The 18,149-nt window shown below is 44.2% G+C and carries 16 protein-coding genes; 5 read left to right on the top strand and 11 right to left on the bottom strand.

Annotation, left to right across the window (positions count from 1 at the left end; translation table 11 throughout):
- Positions 1-9 precede the first annotated feature (9 nt).
- Together AACR11_RS26725 and AACR11_RS26720 are read right to left on the bottom strand one after the other, a co-directional pair.
- Positions 10-669 carry a hypothetical protein gene (locus AACR11_RS26725; RefSeq protein WP_029788729.1) on the bottom strand — a complete coding sequence of 220 codons (660 nt, stop codon included), beginning with the start codon at positions 667-669 and terminating at the stop codon, positions 10-12.
- A gap of 65 nt (positions 670-734) precedes the next feature.
- Entirely contained in the window at positions 735-1,178 is a 444-nt protein-coding gene (locus AACR11_RS26720; protein WP_050922524.1) for a c-type cytochrome, read from the bottom strand.
- A gap of 133 nt (positions 1,179-1,311) precedes the next feature.
- On the opposite strand from AACR11_RS26720, the gene AACR11_RS26715 reads away from it, so the two are divergent.
- Together AACR11_RS26715 and AACR11_RS26710 are read left to right on the top strand one after the other, a co-directional pair.
- Entirely contained in the window at positions 1,312-1,953 is a 642-nt protein-coding gene (locus AACR11_RS26715) for a cytochrome b/b6 domain-containing protein (RefSeq protein ID WP_029788728.1), read from the top strand.
- Positions 1,954-1,963: 10 nt separating this feature from the next.
- Positions 1,964-2,392 carry a MarR family winged helix-turn-helix transcriptional regulator gene (locus tag AACR11_RS26710; RefSeq protein WP_009695880.1) on the top strand — a complete coding sequence of 143 codons (429 nt, stop codon included), beginning with the start codon at positions 1,964-1,966 and terminating at the stop codon, positions 2,390-2,392.
- 95 nt (positions 2,393-2,487) lie between these two features.
- Here AACR11_RS26710 and AACR11_RS26705 read toward each other — a convergent pair whose 3' ends face one another.
- The 4 genes from AACR11_RS26705 to AACR11_RS26690 form a co-directional block, all read right to left on the bottom strand.
- Complete coding sequence (locus tag AACR11_RS26705) at positions 2,488-3,015, bottom strand: hypothetical protein (RefSeq protein ID WP_005449560.1); 528 nt, start codon at positions 3,013-3,015, stop codon at positions 2,488-2,490.
- Positions 3,016-3,346: 331 nt separating this feature from the next.
- Positions 3,347-3,718 (bottom strand): c-type cytochrome, encoded by a 372-nt coding sequence (locus AACR11_RS26700; protein ID WP_029788727.1) that lies wholly within the window; start codon positions 3,716-3,718, stop codon positions 3,347-3,349.
- 71 nt (positions 3,719-3,789) lie between these two features.
- Positions 3,790-4,077: a hypothetical protein gene (locus tag AACR11_RS26695; protein WP_005449568.1), complete on the bottom strand. Its 288-nt coding sequence runs from the start codon at positions 4,075-4,077 to the stop codon at positions 3,790-3,792.
- Positions 4,078-4,138: 61 nt separating this feature from the next.
- Positions 4,139-5,056 carry a DMT family transporter gene (locus AACR11_RS26690; RefSeq protein WP_005449569.1) on the bottom strand — a complete coding sequence of 306 codons (918 nt, stop codon included), beginning with the start codon at positions 5,054-5,056 and terminating at the stop codon, positions 4,139-4,141.
- Positions 5,057-5,166: 110 nt separating this feature from the next.
- On the opposite strand from AACR11_RS26690, the gene AACR11_RS26685 reads away from it, so the two are divergent.
- Positions 5,167-6,603, top strand: a complete 1,437-nt coding sequence (locus tag AACR11_RS26685; protein ID WP_029788726.1) for an aminotransferase-like domain-containing protein — start codon at positions 5,167-5,169, stop codon at positions 6,601-6,603.
- Between the two features lie 48 nt (positions 6,604-6,651).
- On the opposite strand, the gene AACR11_RS26680 is transcribed toward AACR11_RS26685, so the two are convergent.
- The 5 genes from AACR11_RS26680 to AACR11_RS26660 form a co-directional block, all read right to left on the bottom strand.
- Entirely contained in the window at positions 6,652-8,271 is a 1,620-nt protein-coding gene (locus AACR11_RS26680) for an endonuclease (RefSeq protein ID WP_029788725.1), read from the bottom strand.
- 600 nt (positions 8,272-8,871) lie between these two features.
- Entirely contained in the window at positions 8,872-10,494 is a 1,623-nt protein-coding gene (locus AACR11_RS26675) for an alpha-amylase family glycosyl hydrolase (RefSeq protein ID WP_029788723.1), read from the bottom strand.
- A gap of 86 nt (positions 10,495-10,580) precedes the next feature.
- Entirely contained in the window at positions 10,581-11,087 is a 507-nt protein-coding gene (locus AACR11_RS26670) for a glycosidase (protein WP_029788722.1), read from the bottom strand.
- Between the two features lie 328 nt (positions 11,088-11,415).
- Positions 11,416-12,225, bottom strand: a complete 810-nt coding sequence (locus AACR11_RS26665; RefSeq protein WP_005449574.1) for a MalM family protein — start codon at positions 12,223-12,225, stop codon at positions 11,416-11,418.
- 100 nt (positions 12,226-12,325) lie between these two features.
- On the bottom strand, positions 12,326-13,609 hold the full coding sequence (locus tag AACR11_RS26660; RefSeq protein ID WP_029788721.1) for a maltoporin: 1,284 nt from the start codon (positions 13,607-13,609) through the stop codon (positions 12,326-12,328).
- 446 nt (positions 13,610-14,055) lie between these two features.
- Between AACR11_RS26660 and glgX the strand changes: the two genes are divergently transcribed.
- Both glgX and AACR11_RS26650 read left to right on the top strand, forming a co-directional pair.
- Positions 14,056-16,023 (top strand): glycogen debranching protein GlgX, encoded by a 1,968-nt coding sequence (gene glgX / locus AACR11_RS26655; protein WP_079325274.1) that lies wholly within the window; start codon positions 14,056-14,058, stop codon positions 16,021-16,023.
- A gap of 252 nt (positions 16,024-16,275) precedes the next feature.
- On the top strand, positions 16,276-17,997 hold the full coding sequence (locus AACR11_RS26650; protein ID WP_079325272.1) for a sensor domain-containing diguanylate cyclase: 1,722 nt from the start codon (positions 16,276-16,278) through the stop codon (positions 17,995-17,997).
- Positions 17,998-18,149: the final 152 nt, after the last annotated feature.

The following is an 18,149-nucleotide window of genomic DNA, read 5'->3' as shown; positions in this document are numbered from 1 at the left end:
GACTTTCGGTTAACTTTTCATATCTAACTTTTTACCCAAGTATTCAATTTCAAATGTCGCATAGCCAAGCTGAACCGCTTCAAAAGAGTACATTAGGTTTTGTGCCTGCTGCGCATCCTTGGCTAACACAGCGACTGAATAGATTGGACGCTCAATGCCATTGTCGAGTACTTGGGTATTGATATAAGACGAAGTGATTAAACCAGAGTTGTTCAGATTGATAACACGCTGTAAATCGACACCCAATACGCGGTCCATTTCTAAAGCCTCAACCCCCTCTTTCCAACGCAATGTCACACTGTAGTTATCACTCTCAGGCGTGTTATCTAACCATTTAGCACCCAAAGGTTGGATACTCGCGATCTTCACCAAATCTTGTTGGTACATGGGTAAGTCTTGCAGTTTTGCTTGTACTTCCGCTTCGTTTTCTGCTGATAAAACAAAACGCAGAATTTGTACCACTTTACCATCAATACTGCTTGGTAAAACGAACATGTCTTTCACATCACCTTGCTCGATAAGTTGATTAAATGCGGCTTTCTGTTTTGGTAATGTCTGTAAAACCTGCTCCACATCGTTAGTATTCCAGGCTAGTTCAACGCCGTAATCAGCAGCAAAACTTGAGAAAGACGCAACAGCAAGTGTGCTCAATAGGATGATTCTGTTCATAAGGTTACCTTTTATTTTACGATTTTCTTATCTGCTTCAAGTTAAATTCAATGTGGTTGACTCTATTACCAGCGGCTACGATATGCGCGATGGCAACTACGACAAGTACTCTGGGCTTGTTTGAGTCCAGCCTCGGCTGCTGAAACTTGTTGATCTTGCGCTGCTTGATACAGTTGAACGAACCCTTCATCCATTTGCACCATCAAACGATTGAAGTTCTCTGGCTTGCTCCACACTTCTTTCTTCGCTTTGCTATCAGCTTGGCTACCTTGCGGAAACGCTTGCTGCAAATGTTCGCTATGACGAGAGAGTTCATTGCCGATCTGCGCTAAAGCTTGCCAATCGGTATTACTGCCATTCAGAGTCTTGTCCGCTTGCTTCGATAGAGATTCAATTTGCTCAAACGCATTCTGGCGCATGTCGATTTGAGAGCTGAAGTCTTGAGCAAAAAGCGTTGTTGGTACAAAAATGGTCGGTAAAAGTGCAATCAGTGCCAGTGTCTTTTTCATGTCTTTCTCCTAATCGTTCTTCATTGTTGGGTTGTTGGATTTAAATTTACACAACAATAGTTGCGTACGCAACTATTGTTGTGTAAATTACCGTAAAGAAGATCATCACACAACAAAACGATCGAGGTAAATGATGAAGATTTGGGACTTAGCAACAAGGCTCTACCACTGGGGTCAAGTTTTACTTTTTATAGCATTGATGGCATCTGGGCTGTCTGGTAACGGTCCTCATATCCAACTTGGATTGGCATTATTCACACTGCTAGTATGGCGAATGGTATGGGGATTCATCGGTAGTGAGACTAACCTATTTCGTCAATTTCTCCGCTCCCCTGAAGACGTCATTTCTTATTTAAAGGGAAAATCGGCAGCCACTGCTGGTCACAATCCTGCTGGCGGCTGGATGGTAGTAACCATGCTGACAGCACTCTTGCTTCAATGTATTTCTGGAATGGCTCTTGGTGGCGTATTCGACACATGGCCTTATTCGGAAGTTTGGCTTAACGATGACGTATTCGCTGGCATGGAGTGGCTACATCTAACCTTGGCCGATCTTTTACCAATATTGATCGCTTTACATATTGGCGCGATCCTTCTTTATAAATTAAAAGGCAAACCATTAGTGAAAGCCATGATCACTGGTAAACAGACCAAAACAATCAAAGAAACCTCTGTTGCTGAGCAAAAAATTGTCTATCTCGCACCGCAAAGCCGTGCGTTGGGGGTGCTAGTTGCCGCAACATTGGTTACCATGACAATCGTTGCTTTATCATAAGAGAAAGAAAATGAGCGAACAGTTTGATAGACAAGACAGTTTTGGTTGGATGATCAACGTGGTTGCGCACGATGCGGCAAAGCGATTTGAGATCGAACTCAAGAAGCATGGTCTCACAGTAGCGCTTTGGCCAACCATGATGTGTTTATGGGAAGAAGAAGGCGTAACACAGCGCGATATTGCGGCGAAATCTAAGGTAGAAAACTCAACCACGACTCGCACTTTGGACAAGCTTGAGAAGCTTGGTTTAGTGGAACGCCACCCTGATCCAAATAGCCGCCGATCATTCCGAATTTACCTCACGGAAGAAGGGCGAAACCTCAAAGAAACCTTGCTGCCAATTCCGTTGAACGTCAATAAAGCACTAATGAGCCCGTTAGAGCCGGCTGAACAGAAAGAGATGTTACGCCTACTAAAAAAGTTGGTCGCAGAGATTTAGCGCTTCGCTGAGTTTTCCAACCCAAGAATAAACAAAGCCCTAAGTTCTGAACTTGGGGCTTTGTGTTTTTAGGTGAACGCCAAGTTTGCCCGTACCTAACACCCTTCAGTAACATGCCCTCTTACCACTGAGCGATTTGATGCTTGATTAACGTAATAGAAATAACACGCCTCACTTTCCAAGGTATAGCCCTGCGGCCAGATGTACACCACACGATCTAGACCAGAGTGATCAATAAATTGGTATTTTGGGATCTCAACAAAGTGTGCACTGTTAGGAAATTGATTGCCCATAATACAAAAATCGCTGCCATGGCACGGCTTATCGATGGGTGAATTGCCCTTGGCGGGTAATCCTATTTCCAATAAAGCACGGATACTGTTCGCACTTGCTTCCGGCATGCCACTGAGCATCTTCACTTGATGGTCAACATAAGTGATTTGTTGACTATCCTGTGCATCATCAATAACAACTTTGGCATGAAAAAACTTAAGAGATGTCCCCAGAGAGGACTGTGAACTGTGCAGCATAGACGCGTATGCTTGGCGGTGGATATCGAGCAAGACAGGTAAAGCTGCGAGAGCAATGGACCCCAATGTTGCGAGCACAATGGTGATTTCCATCAACGTAAATCCTTTTGCTTTCACTTCTTATCTCTCGGCATACAGACAAATGATAGTTACCCAAGTAGCCTCTTGATGTTTGATTCAGCGAAATGGCTGAGGGTAAAGGTCGTCGCTCCCACTTCCATGTGAGAACCGAGCCAATATATCGCTGAAATTACGCAGAGAAACGCACTAACTGATAGAAAAACCGAACCAATTAAGAACTTGAGACCAGCCACTAAGTTGTGCTGAAACATACTCAGCAATTAGCTAAAAAACTCGACTAAATTCAAACTATCACGGCACAAACGATCAGGTTAAGTATTTGTTTCTAAAATAAGAATCTTATTTAGTTAATACTTTTGATGTATTCAAATATGTCATTGACTTCGTTTTCACTCAGCACAGTTTTGAATGGTGGCATTGCACCGCCCTGCCCACTACCACCTTCCAAGACAGAACCAATCAGCTCCACTTTCGTCCCAAACGGGTTTAAGAGCTCGGCAGATATATTATCGGGTTTAATGTCCATGGCTTTGGCAACAAGACCATCTCCATGCCCTTTATCACCATGACAAGAGACACAATAAGACTCAAAACGCTGCTTTCCTGCGACTAGGTCCGCTTCGCCGTATTGGTTATCGGTAAACCATTTATAGCCTGCAAATCCAGAGCTGGATACAAGCAATAAGAAAACAACAGAGAAAAAGATTTTACGCATGGGTGCCCCTTGTCTTCATTTGCTAAATCAATGAAGACAAGGTAACGAAGGGGATGTCGAAAAAGTGTTGATTAAGCGTTCAACAAAGGGACGTTATTACGTACTAGACCTCGACGCACGCTGGTGCACATTTTGCCAAAGCGACGAATTTCATCAAATTGAGGAGTGATACCGCGTTCCATCGCCGATTCCCAATAACTCAATTCTGAATCGACCATCTCCAACAGTTTTTTAGGACAACCAATGCATTGTCCTTCAGGACCACAAACAAACGTCTCTGGTTCATAAATCGGCAGTTCAGCTTTTACTTGTGCAATGATATCGCGCATTGCGGTCATTCGATCTGGCTTGACGGTCATTACCCGGCTCCACACAATATTGAGAGCCGGATTGTACTCTCTGGCACGCAAATGTCCCTACCTAATTTAGGTATATTTTACGTTTTTGCTTTGCAAACTTTGATTTAAGCGTTGGAAATTCAGGCTTTTTCGCCACCAAATATACTGCGGTCGCTGCCAACACAAAGCCAATAATACCCATCCAATCAAATGACTCACCGAACGCAAACCAAGCTTGAAGCGCCGTGGTTGGAGGCACAAGGTAAAACACAGAAGCAACGCTTGATGCCGCACCATTCTTGACCATGTACAGCAACAATAAAATTGCTACGCAAGACAGAACCACCACTAACCAAATCAAGGTGAAAATAAACTCCGCTGTCCATTGCACCTGCATGGTTTCAAACTGCATTGCAACAGGTAGAAACATCACCAATGCCGCCAAATATTGCACCGTTGCGCCTCCCACCATGTCCACTTGTTGACAGTATTTCTTTTGATACAACGTGCCGACGGTAATACCAAACAGAGATGACAAACACACACCAATCGCTAAAGTTTTGTGCAAATCCGACTGCCATTCCATCTTACCCATCAGCACCATCGCAATGCCGACAAAGCCCAATGACAAACCAATCCATTGTGATGGCTTAAATTGCTCAGAAGCGAACACTACCAGCAGCACGGCCGTTAAAATGGGCTGTATACCTACCAATAACGAGCTTAGTCCTGCTGGCATACCCAAACTAATGGCAAAGTACGTCCCACCTAAATAAAAACCGTGGATCAATACACCAACCACACAACTGTGCCAAAAGTCCTTGCCCGTTGGAATACGACGACGCAGCAAGACCACTATCACTAGGAACAGCAAAACATTAAACGCCATGCGAATCGACAATAAGGTTGCTGGTTCAGCGTATTGCAAACCAAAGCGTGCGCCGACAAACCCAGAAGCCCAAAGGATAACGAATACAAAAGGAATGGCTCTGATTAACATGATGCGCCCTCACTCTACCTATTTTTAAATTTTGAATGTTTTTCAATCTCGAATGTTGCTAATGTAGTTAGGTACAGTGTTTTCAAAAAGTGACAGATGGAAGTGTTTTTATGGGTACAGATTTAATCAGTACGCTTGATGCGAACAAGTACTTGATCGTCGAGCACCACCTCAAACAGGCGATCAGTAATGGGGTCTATCAACCGGACGATAAGTTACCTTCCATCCGTCAATTAAGCACCGAGCTTAAAGTAAGTAAAAACACGGTGATCCGTGCCTACCAAGAGCTGGAAGCGCAAAGCATGGTTTATTCTGTGCCCAAATCCGGTTATCGCGTAAAACCCACGGAGCAAAGTGAAGCCAAGATCGCCAAACCTACGCGTGTGGATTTACTTTCCGTGTGTAAGCAAATCCTCACTTACCCTGAGTATCAAGAGCGGCTTCCGACTGGTTCTGCACACCCAAATATTGATGCCCCAGCAATCAAAAGTCTGTATGCCGAAATTGGTCGCCATAGTCGCCAGCAAAGCCATATATCCAGCCATTATCAATTGCCACCAGGCGATGATTTGTTGATCAAACAGTTGGCTAAGATCACTCAAGATCTGGGAACCCCTGCGAATGTTGACGATCTTCTGGTAACCCATGGTGCCCAACAAGCAATCAGCCTTGCACTAAGAGCAACAACACAAGTCGGCGATATTGTCGCTGTCGAATCACCGTGCTATTTCGGTAACTTATTAATGCTTGAATCGCTTGGTTTACAAGTGGTTGAGATCCCGAGCTGCCCTCGAGATGGTATGGACCCAGACGCACTAGAAAAAGCAATGGCAACATGGGAGATCAAAGTCATTGTCGTCACACCGAACTTTACCAATCCAACCGGCTCTCTGATGCCACTTGAAAGACGAAAGCAGCTACTCGCGGTCTCTGGAGACGTTCCCATCATTGAAGATGATGTATTTGGTGCGTTGAGCTTCGATAAGACTTTGCCAAGCCTACGAAAGTTGGATGAAAAACAACGAGTGATCTATGTGAATTCTTTATCGAAAACGCTCGATTCACGGCTTCGCATTGGTTGGATGCTGGCAGGGCGTTATCGCGCTCAGGTCGAGCAGTATTTATTGTGTGAAAACATGGGCAGCTTGAACTTGATGCAATCAGCGGTAGCGACCTTTTTGACGTCGGGGAAATATCGCACGCATACGGCGCGAATGTGTCGCGTGTACCAAGCAAACGTCCGTCGATATTTGCAAATGCTAAATCAATGTTTAGACGCGCACTTTGAATTAAAGAATAAGTATCAAATCAATGCTGTACAAGGCTCATTCTTACTTTGGTTACGCTTACCACCAAAAACTGACAGCTACGCGCTCTATCAAGCCTGTAATGAACACAAGATCAGTATTCTACCCGGCTCTGTATTTGGCACGCAGGGGCAGTACCAAAACTGTATCCGCCTCAGTGTGGCGAACTTCGGAGCTGAAAAAAACTGGCAGCCAGCTATGGAAACCCTCGCCAAGCTCATCGCGAAGTTTGCACAATAAAAACAAAGCCGCCCAAGTGGACGGCTTTATTAGGGTCTGTTGACGAGATTAGTTACCCCAAACCATTTCGACAAATTCCGGATGATCGATGTACGGGTTACGGTTACCCTGGAAATCAAATACCTGTTGGTTACGATTGATTTCTTTCGCGCTCACCGGATCGTTTTTGTGCCAACGCTTAAGCATGTTAAGCATCCATGGTTCAAATACCGTCGTGCTTGTGCCATTGAGTACAGCGTCTGAACTGCTTGAGTTCTTTTCCCAATTACCAATCACGTTTTCGTATCGTGTTGCCATGTAGAAGTAAGCACGAGCGAAGTCACCTTTAAACTCATCAATTGGCTCAAATACTGTGCCTGAGTAGCCCAAAGATGCACTGGCTGAGCCTAATTTTGAGCCATTATTAGAAACATAAGTACTGCTACCCACCTCGCCAAATGGCCAGTTGCTACGCTTAGCATTCACATAACCATCGGTCGCAAACAAATGGTGACCGTCTGAGTTCATTGGTTCAACTTTGCCACCAAACCAGCTTTTCGGGAATGAGTGTTCGCGGTTATAGCAATCCCCTTCAGCTTTGTATTGACCACACTGATCTGTCACTTTGGTAAAGCTGACAGCATCATTACCCAATGGTTTTTCTGAGTACATGTCTAGGATTGTGCCGTCTTTTTCATAGTAGTTGTCCAGATCGGCATCTTTCACCAATGTCCAAATCGCAGAGTAGCCACGACCAGTGTGGTTATTGATGATATTGAACAACGCCGTTTTCAATGCAAAACCTGTTTTGCCTTCCGCCGCTTTGTAATATTCCCCGACGACCGGTGGTGTAGTTGTTTCACCAAGCGTGAAACTGGTGGTTTGCGTTTTAGTAAATTCACCACCTGAAGCAAGCGTTTTTTGACCAAGCATCAAAGCGTACGAGCCGTTACCGCTGCTGCAACAAATGCCGTCACCGTAGCTATCATTGATGGTAAATTGATAGTCACCATCGGTTAAGCACATGGTCTTTTCATAGGTTTTAGAAGAGTCGAAGCCTTGACCAGAGAACAGTACTTTTGATTGACTGTCCTTCAGTTCCCAACTGGTTTCTGAGCCGTAACTATCAGTCGTCAAAGTCAGTTGGATTTCATTATCATTACAGCTTTCAACCGGAGGCTGAGTACCTCCACCGTCTTGGTTAGGTAGGAAGTTATCGACATACACTACTTCAGAGCCATCAAAGCCCGATTCATCATAGAATCTCAGACCAACGTTAATGGTTTTATTTGATGATGCGGTATAACTGTGTGTGAGCTGTTGCCATTGATTGGTTTGCTTAGGGTTTGAATAACCATGGTACCCATCAACAATCAGACGCGCTTTAACATTGCCTTCAGTGTGATAAACAGACACTGTGAATGGATAGGTTTTCCCTTGCTCCACATTAATGGTTTGCAGAAAGTCCGTGTTGCTTTGGGTACCCGTATTCACGACTACTTGCGCCGCTAAACCACCGGACTGCACTTGGTTACTAGTAGGAGATACCGCAATACCAGAGTCAATCACAGCCCATTGTGTTGGCGTATTGCCATTCCACTGTTCGAAGTCACCGTTGATGACGTCACTGTAGGCGAATGGAGAGCAAAGCAAAGGTAGGATAAAGAGGGGTTTCGCTATGGATTTCATTATAATTTTCCATTGGTTATATAAATCCAAGAAAAGATAAACATAATGATCACATATAAATAAGCGTTAACTCACAATTTTACGTTGCACGAATGTGAATATTCTCATTATCGTGCAGAGCATCTCACAAATTGCGTACTGTTTCTCGATTTGGATAGCATCGTTTGTTCGATATAAAACAGTAAGATAGAACATGCGTATAGAGATAGAGATAGAGATAGAGATAGAGATAGAGATAGAGATAGAGATAGAGATGGGATAGGAATCGAAGCAACAGAGCATGTCATGCCCAATTAACTTCAAGATGCAGGATTCAGAGCGTTGTCATGGATTCCCTGTTTCCCGAAGGGCACTCTTTGCAAACAGTAAGACCTTGTCCTGTATACTTTGTTGTCGGCTCTTGATTTAGAAGAACTAAACCTTTAAATCGCCGCCACGTCTACAAACTAAATCACTCTCGCTGAGTCAAGCATCTTGGAATTAGCTGGGTATATGATTTCTAAAACGTACAAAAAAAGCCAAGTGAGTCTCTATGGGGGTAGAAGACTGCACTTGGCTTTGGATAGAAATAAAATACTAATGAGCAAGTAGCCTTAGATGCTATTGCACACTCGACGTTACTTTAAAGAATCGCCCTTGTAGTGCGGACATTGGGATCTGGTATTGCCCATTACTTGGTGTGATTGTTTGGTTCGTTAGCAAGTCCACCAGCGCTTGAGAGCTACCCACTTGCGCCTCGGTCAAAATAACGTTTCGAGCGCTTTCTAATGTATTAAGCGCAAACAACACCTGATCACTGCCAGACTTTTTCAGATCGACATAACTACCATTGCTCGCCGCTAAGTTAACGCGAGAACCTTGATACAGGGCAGGATGAGCTGCACGCATCGCCATCAAAGACTTAACGTAATTTTTTAGGTCAACTTGATTTGCATCCAAGGTTGCTGTCACACCCTCAATCTTAGCGCTGCTGCGGGCGACATGGTCATCGCACACGCCTCGGACGGCGCAGGTGTTATTGTCTTCTTTCGCAGCAAACCCATCAACTTGATCGCCAATTTCGTCGCCGTAGTAGAGCGTAATTGGTCCGGTATAAGCCGCTTGGAAAGCAAACGCAGCCTTATGACGTTGCCAATACTCGGCGTCATTAATATCAGCCATACCGCCGCGTTGAAGTAAGTCACCAAAACGAACTAAATCGTGGTTGCCAATCATTAAGTTTGGCTGCGCATGGGATGGATACTGATTGTGCGTTTGGTAGCCATTATCCAACCAATCAACACCTCGCCCACCCACGCCACTTTCATTTACCGCTAACGTTTCTACGATGCGGTAACGCATTGGGAAGTCGAACGCCGAGCACAACGCGGGATCATCCGCAGACCCATACGCTTCACTTGCGATATCAGATTCGCCCTTCCAAATCTCTGCAACCATATAGCCAAGAGGGTTAACGTCTTTGCCATCAGCATTGGTGTAAGTCACACTTTGCGAAGCATCATCGACGGCTTTGCGGATCTGTGTCCATGCATCCGTTGGTACTTGATACGCCTGATCCAAACGCCAGCCGTCGATCTTCAGCTCTTTCACCCAATAGGTCGCCACTTCTTTGTAGAAGTCTAAGCTGGCAGGATAATCAACAGGATTACTACCACCAGTAGGCAGCAAGCCAGACGGAGAAGGTTTGATCAATCCCTCTTTGTGGTGACCGAATACGCCATCAAAAAAGACATACAAACCACGCTTGTGTGCCTCATTAACTAAGGTTCTTGCCGTTTCTAAATCGCCAAAGCGAGGATCAATCTTAAAATAATCCGTAGCAAAATAACCCGTTGCATCCAAACGATCTGCCCAGTGATCTTGTCCCGCAATCGCTTGAGACTCAAAAACTGGCGTCAACCAAATCGCATTCATGCCTAAGTCTTGGATATAATCCAGGGAATCAATGATGCCTTGTAAGTCGCCATTGTGATGACTGGTACCATATCCGGTCCCATGACCTATGTTTGAATCACCATCGACAAAGCTCTCAACCATGATCTGATACGTGCGAAGCTGATTACTCTGCTCCATCACATTCGTTTGGCAGGCATAACTCGAATCTGGAAGTGGTGTACTGCCACTATCACTGCTACCAGAGGAATTACATGCCGATAAAACACCGACAACACTCAACGCAATAAGCGATTTACCAAGTAGTTTATTATATCGGATATTGTGCATTAAACTCTCCCAAATAAAATTAACCCCGACACGTTCTCCATGTAGGGGTTAATAAAAAAAGCAAATCTAAATAACGAAATGGAATATTATTGGCACTTATTAACCATTACATGAAGTGGTTTGCCTTCGCCTTCAAATTGAAGACTCCAAACATATTTACCATCTTCTTTAATATCAACCGCTGTATCCGTTCCGTAGCCACCGAAAGTCAGTGGTGTTAATTCACCCACGTTCATTCGATTGCCTTTCGCAGTAAATTGTGGGAACCACAACTCTGTCGCGTACTGCATTTTGTAAGAGCCTGCTTTTTCTTGCGTCACAACTTGGTAGAAGTTATTACCTTTATAAGTGTATTGGCGTTGAGGTACATGCTTCCAATCTGAATCAGCAAACGTACCAACAACAAACAGTGGCTTAGAAATTGGACCTTTCGCCGTGCTATCTGGGTTATCACAAGCCGCCATAAAAGCGACGACTTCATCTTGAGATAGATTAACAATAGGCTCAGCCGCCGCTTCTGGTTCTGCCGTTGATTGACAGCCAGCAAGAGCAACAAGTAAGGCAGCAGCAAGTGATGTTTTCATCATGTTCATTTTCACGTTAATTCCTTTTTAATATTCCAAAGTAAATAAAAACTCACCAAGTTGGTAAAAGTTTAATATTTAAAAAGAACAAAATATCGAACTACCGATAAAGAATATTATTCTATATCTTGCTGAGCCAGATTACTTTGATAGGTTTAATTATTTCCTAATCGATGACGAGTAAGGTTAGGAACACAATTTAATTATTGATCTGTTAAATATAAAAAACAAAGTAAAACAAATAAATTTGTGAATAAGCTAACTATATGTAGGGGTGAGTTTTAAACACTCAAATAGAGTAATAAAAAAGGTCAGCATATCGCTGACCTTTTTTTAATTATTTTGTATTTACTGCTTTCACAAATACTTCTTGTGCACCTTCGATGCCCAATTCTTTCGCTTCATCAAGCAGTGTTAGTGCTTTCGGAATATCATTAGCCGCGACCGCTGCTTTAATCGAGCTGTGGTAGTAGCTGGTTAAATCCGTACCTTGTGGGATATTGTCGTTTTTCGCGACAATTTTAGTATTCACGATATCGTTCGCGGATACTGAGAAGCGGAACTGACCAAGTGGGCTGTGTTTCGCTTGAGGATCTGCAATATCTGGCGGCTGAGTGTGATTTGCCAGTGCGAAGGCTTTTGCAGGGTGAAGAACTTCTGAACTTCCTTTTAGATCATCGGAAGTGGTGTAAACCAACACATGCAAATCGTTACCTGTCATGTCTGGAATTACATTCATTTCAAGTACGAACTTATCGTTATCCAGTAGTTTTGCTGGCACGTACTCAAACTTTGAAAAATCTGCTTGGTAAATAGGTTCACCCGCCGCATTCATTACAACGACGTTTGGTGCATAGAACTCTAGGTTCTTGTTTACGAATGTCTCTAGTTTAATATCGAGACTGCCGCGATTACCCGGTAGAGCGAACGCTGCAATTGCGCCTGCGCTATTACCATCTAATAGCATTTGGCTTTTATCAGTCAAAGCGAACTCAGTAACCGCAGGTACATCAATTGGTACCCATTGAATATCACCCGACTGCGTGATCACTTGTTGCTGACCTTTCGGGCTCATGTCTACTTGTTCTACAGAAGAACAACCCGTAGCCAACATTCCCAACAGCACGGGAGCAAGCCATTTTTTCATTACCGTCTACCTCGACTCGTTATTGTTTTTGAAATAAATACAGCCAGATAGGTTCTGGCTGTATCATTCTAGGACAATTTAGGACTTAATGGTTAGATGATTACCACCAAGCTTCCGCTTGTACACCAAACTGGAATGTATCGTCAGCTTGTTTGTTATCAAAGAACTTATCTGTGCTGTTAATTTCTTGCTCACCAGTTAGGTAAGAAGCGTATAGGCGGATTTCAGGACGAGCCCAGAAGCTAGAGCCAGCAGACCATGCTTGAGCAACTGTGAACTTACCGAAAGAATCCTCTTTACCGTCTTGCTTGTCGATTGCATAACCCGCTTCAAAGATAGTTTTGTGGTTATCGTCCCATTTGTACATAGGACGGATTACAGCAGAAAAACCTTCACGTTTGTTCATGCCATCCCACATGTCTTCACCAACACCGTATACTAACTGGTGACCCATTTCCCAGCTGTCACCCATGCCGATTACACCCCAGTTGATTAGGCGGTAACCAGATGCGCCATCTTTCGCTTCTGCACCGTACCAGCTACCGTCACCGTAAAACGCCATTGTTTTAGAGTAACCTTCAGTACCGTACTGAACTACAGTTTTGTTGAAGCCTGAATCTAGACCTTGAGTCAATTCAGCTGTGAACATTACGCCATCTTTCGCATCTTTAGTGCTGTTTGGCGCAGCGTCAGTTTCGTTAACTAGTGCGTAGTTAAGACCTAGCTCTAGGGAAGCATTGTTCCATAGTTGAAGACCTGCGTAACGTGCATCAAGTGTGTTTACGTTTCCAGCTTTACCATCATTGCCAGGATCAGAGATGTCACTACGGTCGTTACGTACCCATGCTAGAGATAGTTTACCTGGACCCGCTTCGATGTTTTCGATACCAGCACCGGCACCAGAAATGTTCCAGTAGTAGAAGTCAGAGATATGGATATCGTGACGTTGGTAGTAACGTTTACCAGCCCATAGCGTTGCTTCTGGAGCGAAGTCTAGAACGCCTTTAGCTTGAACGTTGAACTGACGTAGAGCAAATTGTGCATCGTCAACACACTCTACTTTGTCGCCCTTAGCATTTAGACCACAGTTAGCCGAAGTGCTTTCCCAGTCGTTTGAACCGTTAGAAGTCATTGCGAACATTGAGTCAACGTAGAACGTTTTACCGTTGTTGTTGTAAACTTCTTTACCTAGTTGAACTTCACCGTATACATCGCCTTCGTTACCTAGACGACCGATTTTGTTCTTCTCAAATGTTACTTGTTGGCCACCATCAGCGCTCACACCAACACCAGCACGCATGTAACCGTGGAAATCCACTGCGAAAGCAGAACCAGCAGCTAAAGTTGCAGCAACAGCAGCAGCAATTACACTTACTTTTTTCATTCTTAACTCCATTAAGGGTATTTATAATTCTGTCTTCCCTGCTCACTCTTTTAGGTGAATATAGGCAGTAAAAATGCACCTAAAGAAAGAGAGGTAAGATGGGAACAAGTCCCCGTTTGTTTCAACAGTCTTAAGATTACCCAAGGCGTACAAGGATGACGTCCTCCACCCCAAACTAATTTAGGGGGGATGAGAAAGGATGAGAAAAATTACCGAATGGTGTTTTTTCGAGTCAGATCACCAATCTAGGGAGGAATTAGTAAGTTTCTTCGGTTTATAGTGGCTACAAAGTGATAGCCATTTCATATTTTCGTCAAAAATAAGACGTAGAAAGTAATTTAATTACAGTGATAATTTTCGTTCTAAGGTGGTTGACCTAAGTAAGACAAAGTTTTTTACTTATAGTTTCTTAAAGGTAGCAATAAATATTAAAAAAAGTATCTCTGATGACACGACTTCACTCTCGCCCCTACCCACTTGGTGCAACCCTAAATAAAGAAGGTTGTAACTTCGCTATTCATGCGCCAAGCAGTAAAGACATTCAACTTGCGCTCTTTGCAGAAGACGGCAGCTATGCACTGCACGACTTACCAAATGAATATGCAGGTATTCGTCATACTTTTATTCCCGACATTAAATCTGGGCAGAAGTATGGCTATGTGGTGACGCATCAAGACCAACCTTTGCTGATTTCTGATCCTTACGCAAAGTCGATTGATAAAGCCCTCCACTACCAACCTCCTTTCTCTCCTGCAAAAAGCTTTGATATGCCTAAATGTGTCGTTATCGAGGATCACTTCGATTGGCAAGACACCGATCACCCTCGCATACCAAGAGAAGAGATGGTGTTATTTGAAACCCACGTAAAAGGGTTAACTCAACAACACCCAGAGGTCCCAAGTGATGACAGAGGACGTTACCTAGGTTTATCGTCACCTGAGATGTTGGCGTTTTACAAACAACAAAACATCAATACGTTGCAATTGCTACCTGTTGCTGCGTGTATGCACGAGCCGCATTTGCTTAAGATGGATAAGGTGAACTATTGGGGTTACAACCCTTACCTTTTCATGGTGCCAGATCCTCGTTATGCCGAAAAAGATGCCGTCACAGAACTCAAAACTACCATTCGAGAGCTGCACAAGCACGGCATCGAAGTGATTCTTGATGTCGTGTACAACCACACGGCGGAAGGCGGTGAAGGTCCGACTATCTTCAACCTAAAAGCACTCGATCCTCGCTGTTACATCAAGCATGGTCCTCACTATGCGAACTTCACTGGTTGTGGCAACACGGTGGACCTGACTTATCAGCCAGCACTTAACCTCGTTATGGATACGCTGCGTTACTGGGTGAGCGAATTTAAAGTTGATGGTTTCCGTTTTGACTTGGCAGCAACACTCGGTCGCCAAGGGGACGATTACAACCCTGAAGCGGCATTCTTTAAAGCGGTCGCGCAAGACCCAGTTCTTCGCGAGACAAAGCTGATTGCAGAACCTTGGGACATCGGTCCTAATGGCTACCAAGTGGGTAACTTCCCATTTGGTTGGAACGAGTGTAACGACAAACTACGAGACATCTCCCGCAGCTTCTGGCGCGGCGATCAAGGTTACCTAAAAGAGTTTGCGACGCGCTTGATGGGCTCTCGTGATATCTACAGCGCGGCGAACTGGCCTTACAAACTCACAGTCAACTACATCACATATCACGACGGTTTTACCTTGCAAGATCTCGTGTCTTACAAGCAAAAACATAACGAAGCCAACGGCGAAGAGAACCGTGACGGTCATGGTGATAACCGCTCGGAAAACTATGGCGTTGAAGGTGAAACCGAAAACCTAATGATCATCGCTACACGCGAAAAGCAAAAACGCAACCTGATTGCTAGCTTGCTGTTTGCGTTCGGTATTCCTCATATCCTGACTGCAGATGTGTTATCCCATACGCAAGGTGGCAACAACAACGCCTACTGTCAGGATAACGAGACTAGCTGGTTGAGCTGGGCGACGTCTGAGCGCAAGCAAGATTTCAAAGCATGGATTTCACAAATGGTGGCAAACCGTAATCAATACATGGTGCCATTCATTCGCGCTTTTAGTGGTGAAAATCGTAATAACAACCGCATCTTCTGGCGTCGTATTGATGGCAGCTTGATGGAACATGACGATTGGAACCGTTTAAGCTCAGTAGCGCTGCATTTAGGCATTGGTAAAGAAGGGCAAGAATTGGTTTACTTGATCAACCAAACCAATGCACCAGCGCGCTTCAAGCTGCCAAGTGAGCGTGGTCAAGAATGGGTTACAGTATGCGATACCAACGTACGTAACCTAAACCCAGGACATGCGGAAGGAGAAGTCTTGTTGTCTCCAACTTCGATGGCAATTTTGCACTATAACCCAAAGCAAGAAGCCTAACGGATTCACCGTTCATTACTACAAGTTCTTACAAACCCAGCTGCATGCTGGGTTTGTTTTATGGACGTTTCGAGCAGATATCCATCAATCAGGTCAAAGAACACACCATACGCATTGATGCGATAATGAAACTAATCTAATATCGTTAGCCAAATCACATTTATAATATCTACAACGTAATTTGGCACCATGGCTTTACCTAAATTCTTAATCCGTATTCTGCGGCCTTACCTGCTACTTCTCGCAGGATTTATGGTCTATCTGGCTTATGCTCAGTTAGTTGATTCTGAGTCGATGGTTTATCGGCAATCTCAAACCAATATCATCACCGCCGAGCGGCTGATCCACTCCCAAATCGAAGCGGCTTTCAGCAAATTCTATCTACTAGAAACCGCACTAAAGACAAGCAAGCAAGACCTTAATGATCCTGACTTTCGTGAGCTAAGCCAAGGCATCATCGATTACTCACCACAGTACTCCAACATTCTCTACACCACGACAGATAGCAACATTGCCTATGGTCTTTCTGGTCAGGTAAAACAAGCGGATATCAGCAAGATCTTATGGCATAAGCTGAATACCGTCAGTGATAAATTTTCCATCTCTTCGCTATACCAAAACCCGCAACAACGCTGGGTATTTGCCATCAAACATGACAACCCAGACCTCAAATACCAACTTTGGTTAGAGTTCGATCTCCTCCATACTACTCAGCAGCTACGCGGTCTTAAAACTTTGAACAAAGGCTATGTGTTTGTCGTAGACAGAGACACCGAACGCTTGGTGTTCCATCCTGATCCAAGCCGAATTGGCGATAACTCTGTCAGTTATCACGGTGGCATTAGCGAGAAAGTAGCCGCAGGATTGTTGTTTGGTAAACATGAATACTATTACCAAGATAACTTTAAGATTTCAGTCTTCGACGCAGACAATGGATTAAACTGGGTGTTTGTGGCGGGCACAGACCGCGCCGACATCCTCAACAACAGTTATCCATTTACTCTTACTGCAGGTGTCATTGCTTCTTTATTAGCTCTAGCGATTGGTATCAATTACCTCACTTACCAACTGCATTTGTCACTCGCGCGCCTAAATGGCACTGAGAGCGTTGATGAGTTCAAAACCCAACTCAAGCATGTTTTGGATCGTTTCTGCTATCACAGAGGCATACAGTTCTGTTTATACGACAGCTTGAATTACAGCTTTTACACCCTCGATTATCACGGTAACAAAAAGCTCGTCTTAACCGATGCCGAACTCGCGGCGCGTTTTTCTCATAGTGCGTTGACTTACCGCAACAAGAAGTACGGCGACGAGTTGACGAAAAAGCTCAAGATCAACAGTAACCACTACTGCATTCCGTTGTTTGATGGACGAGAACTGCTTGGGGTGACTTACGTCAGTTGCCGATTCCCAACCTACAAATGCGTACTCAGTTTGATTCAGAACTACGCCCAAGTAGCGTTGGCAAACCTCAAATTGCATGACCGTTTACGCCATCAAGATCCAATGACGCAACTCGAAAATAAAGCGTGTTTAGCTGCAAAAGTGTCGAGAGAGCTTCATTCAGAGAACCGTTTTATCGCGATGGTCGATATTGATAACTTCAAATACATCAATGATAAATTCGGTCATCCAGTGGGCGATTTGGTCATCCAAAAAACAGCTGAAGTGATGCGCGACTGTTTCCCTAAACCAAAAGGGATTTGTTTAGCGCGCTATGGTGGTGAAGAGTTTGCAATCGTGCTCCAAGCCAATGACGAATTCGATGCCAAACACCAACTGGATAACTTCCTAACGGTGCTGCAAAGAAGCCATCTCACTTTGGGTTGTGGCGATGTGCGATTTACGGCAAGTGTTGGATTTACACCATTAGAAACCAGTTACCATCACGTGGTGGAGCAAGCTGACAAAGCACTTTATCAAGCAAAAAGATTGGGCAAGAATCGCGTCTGCCACCTAAAAGCAGCATAACGCTTTTCTTTTCCAAAAACGACAAAGCCAGAGCAAACATCGCTCTGGCTTTTTTATTTTTATTACAGTCAGTTAAATCAAAAAAACTGACACTCCCCTTTCCTCTTTCCCGTCTTTTAACCGACTCAAGTTCTGCCCCCAAACACCCTCTC

Origin of the sequence: Vibrio sp. L85, assembly GCF_963871815.1 — a bacterium.
Lineage (GTDB): Bacteria > Pseudomonadota > Gammaproteobacteria > Enterobacterales > Vibrionaceae > Vibrio > Vibrio harveyi.
This window is presented reverse-complemented; position numbering and strand designations above follow the sequence as displayed.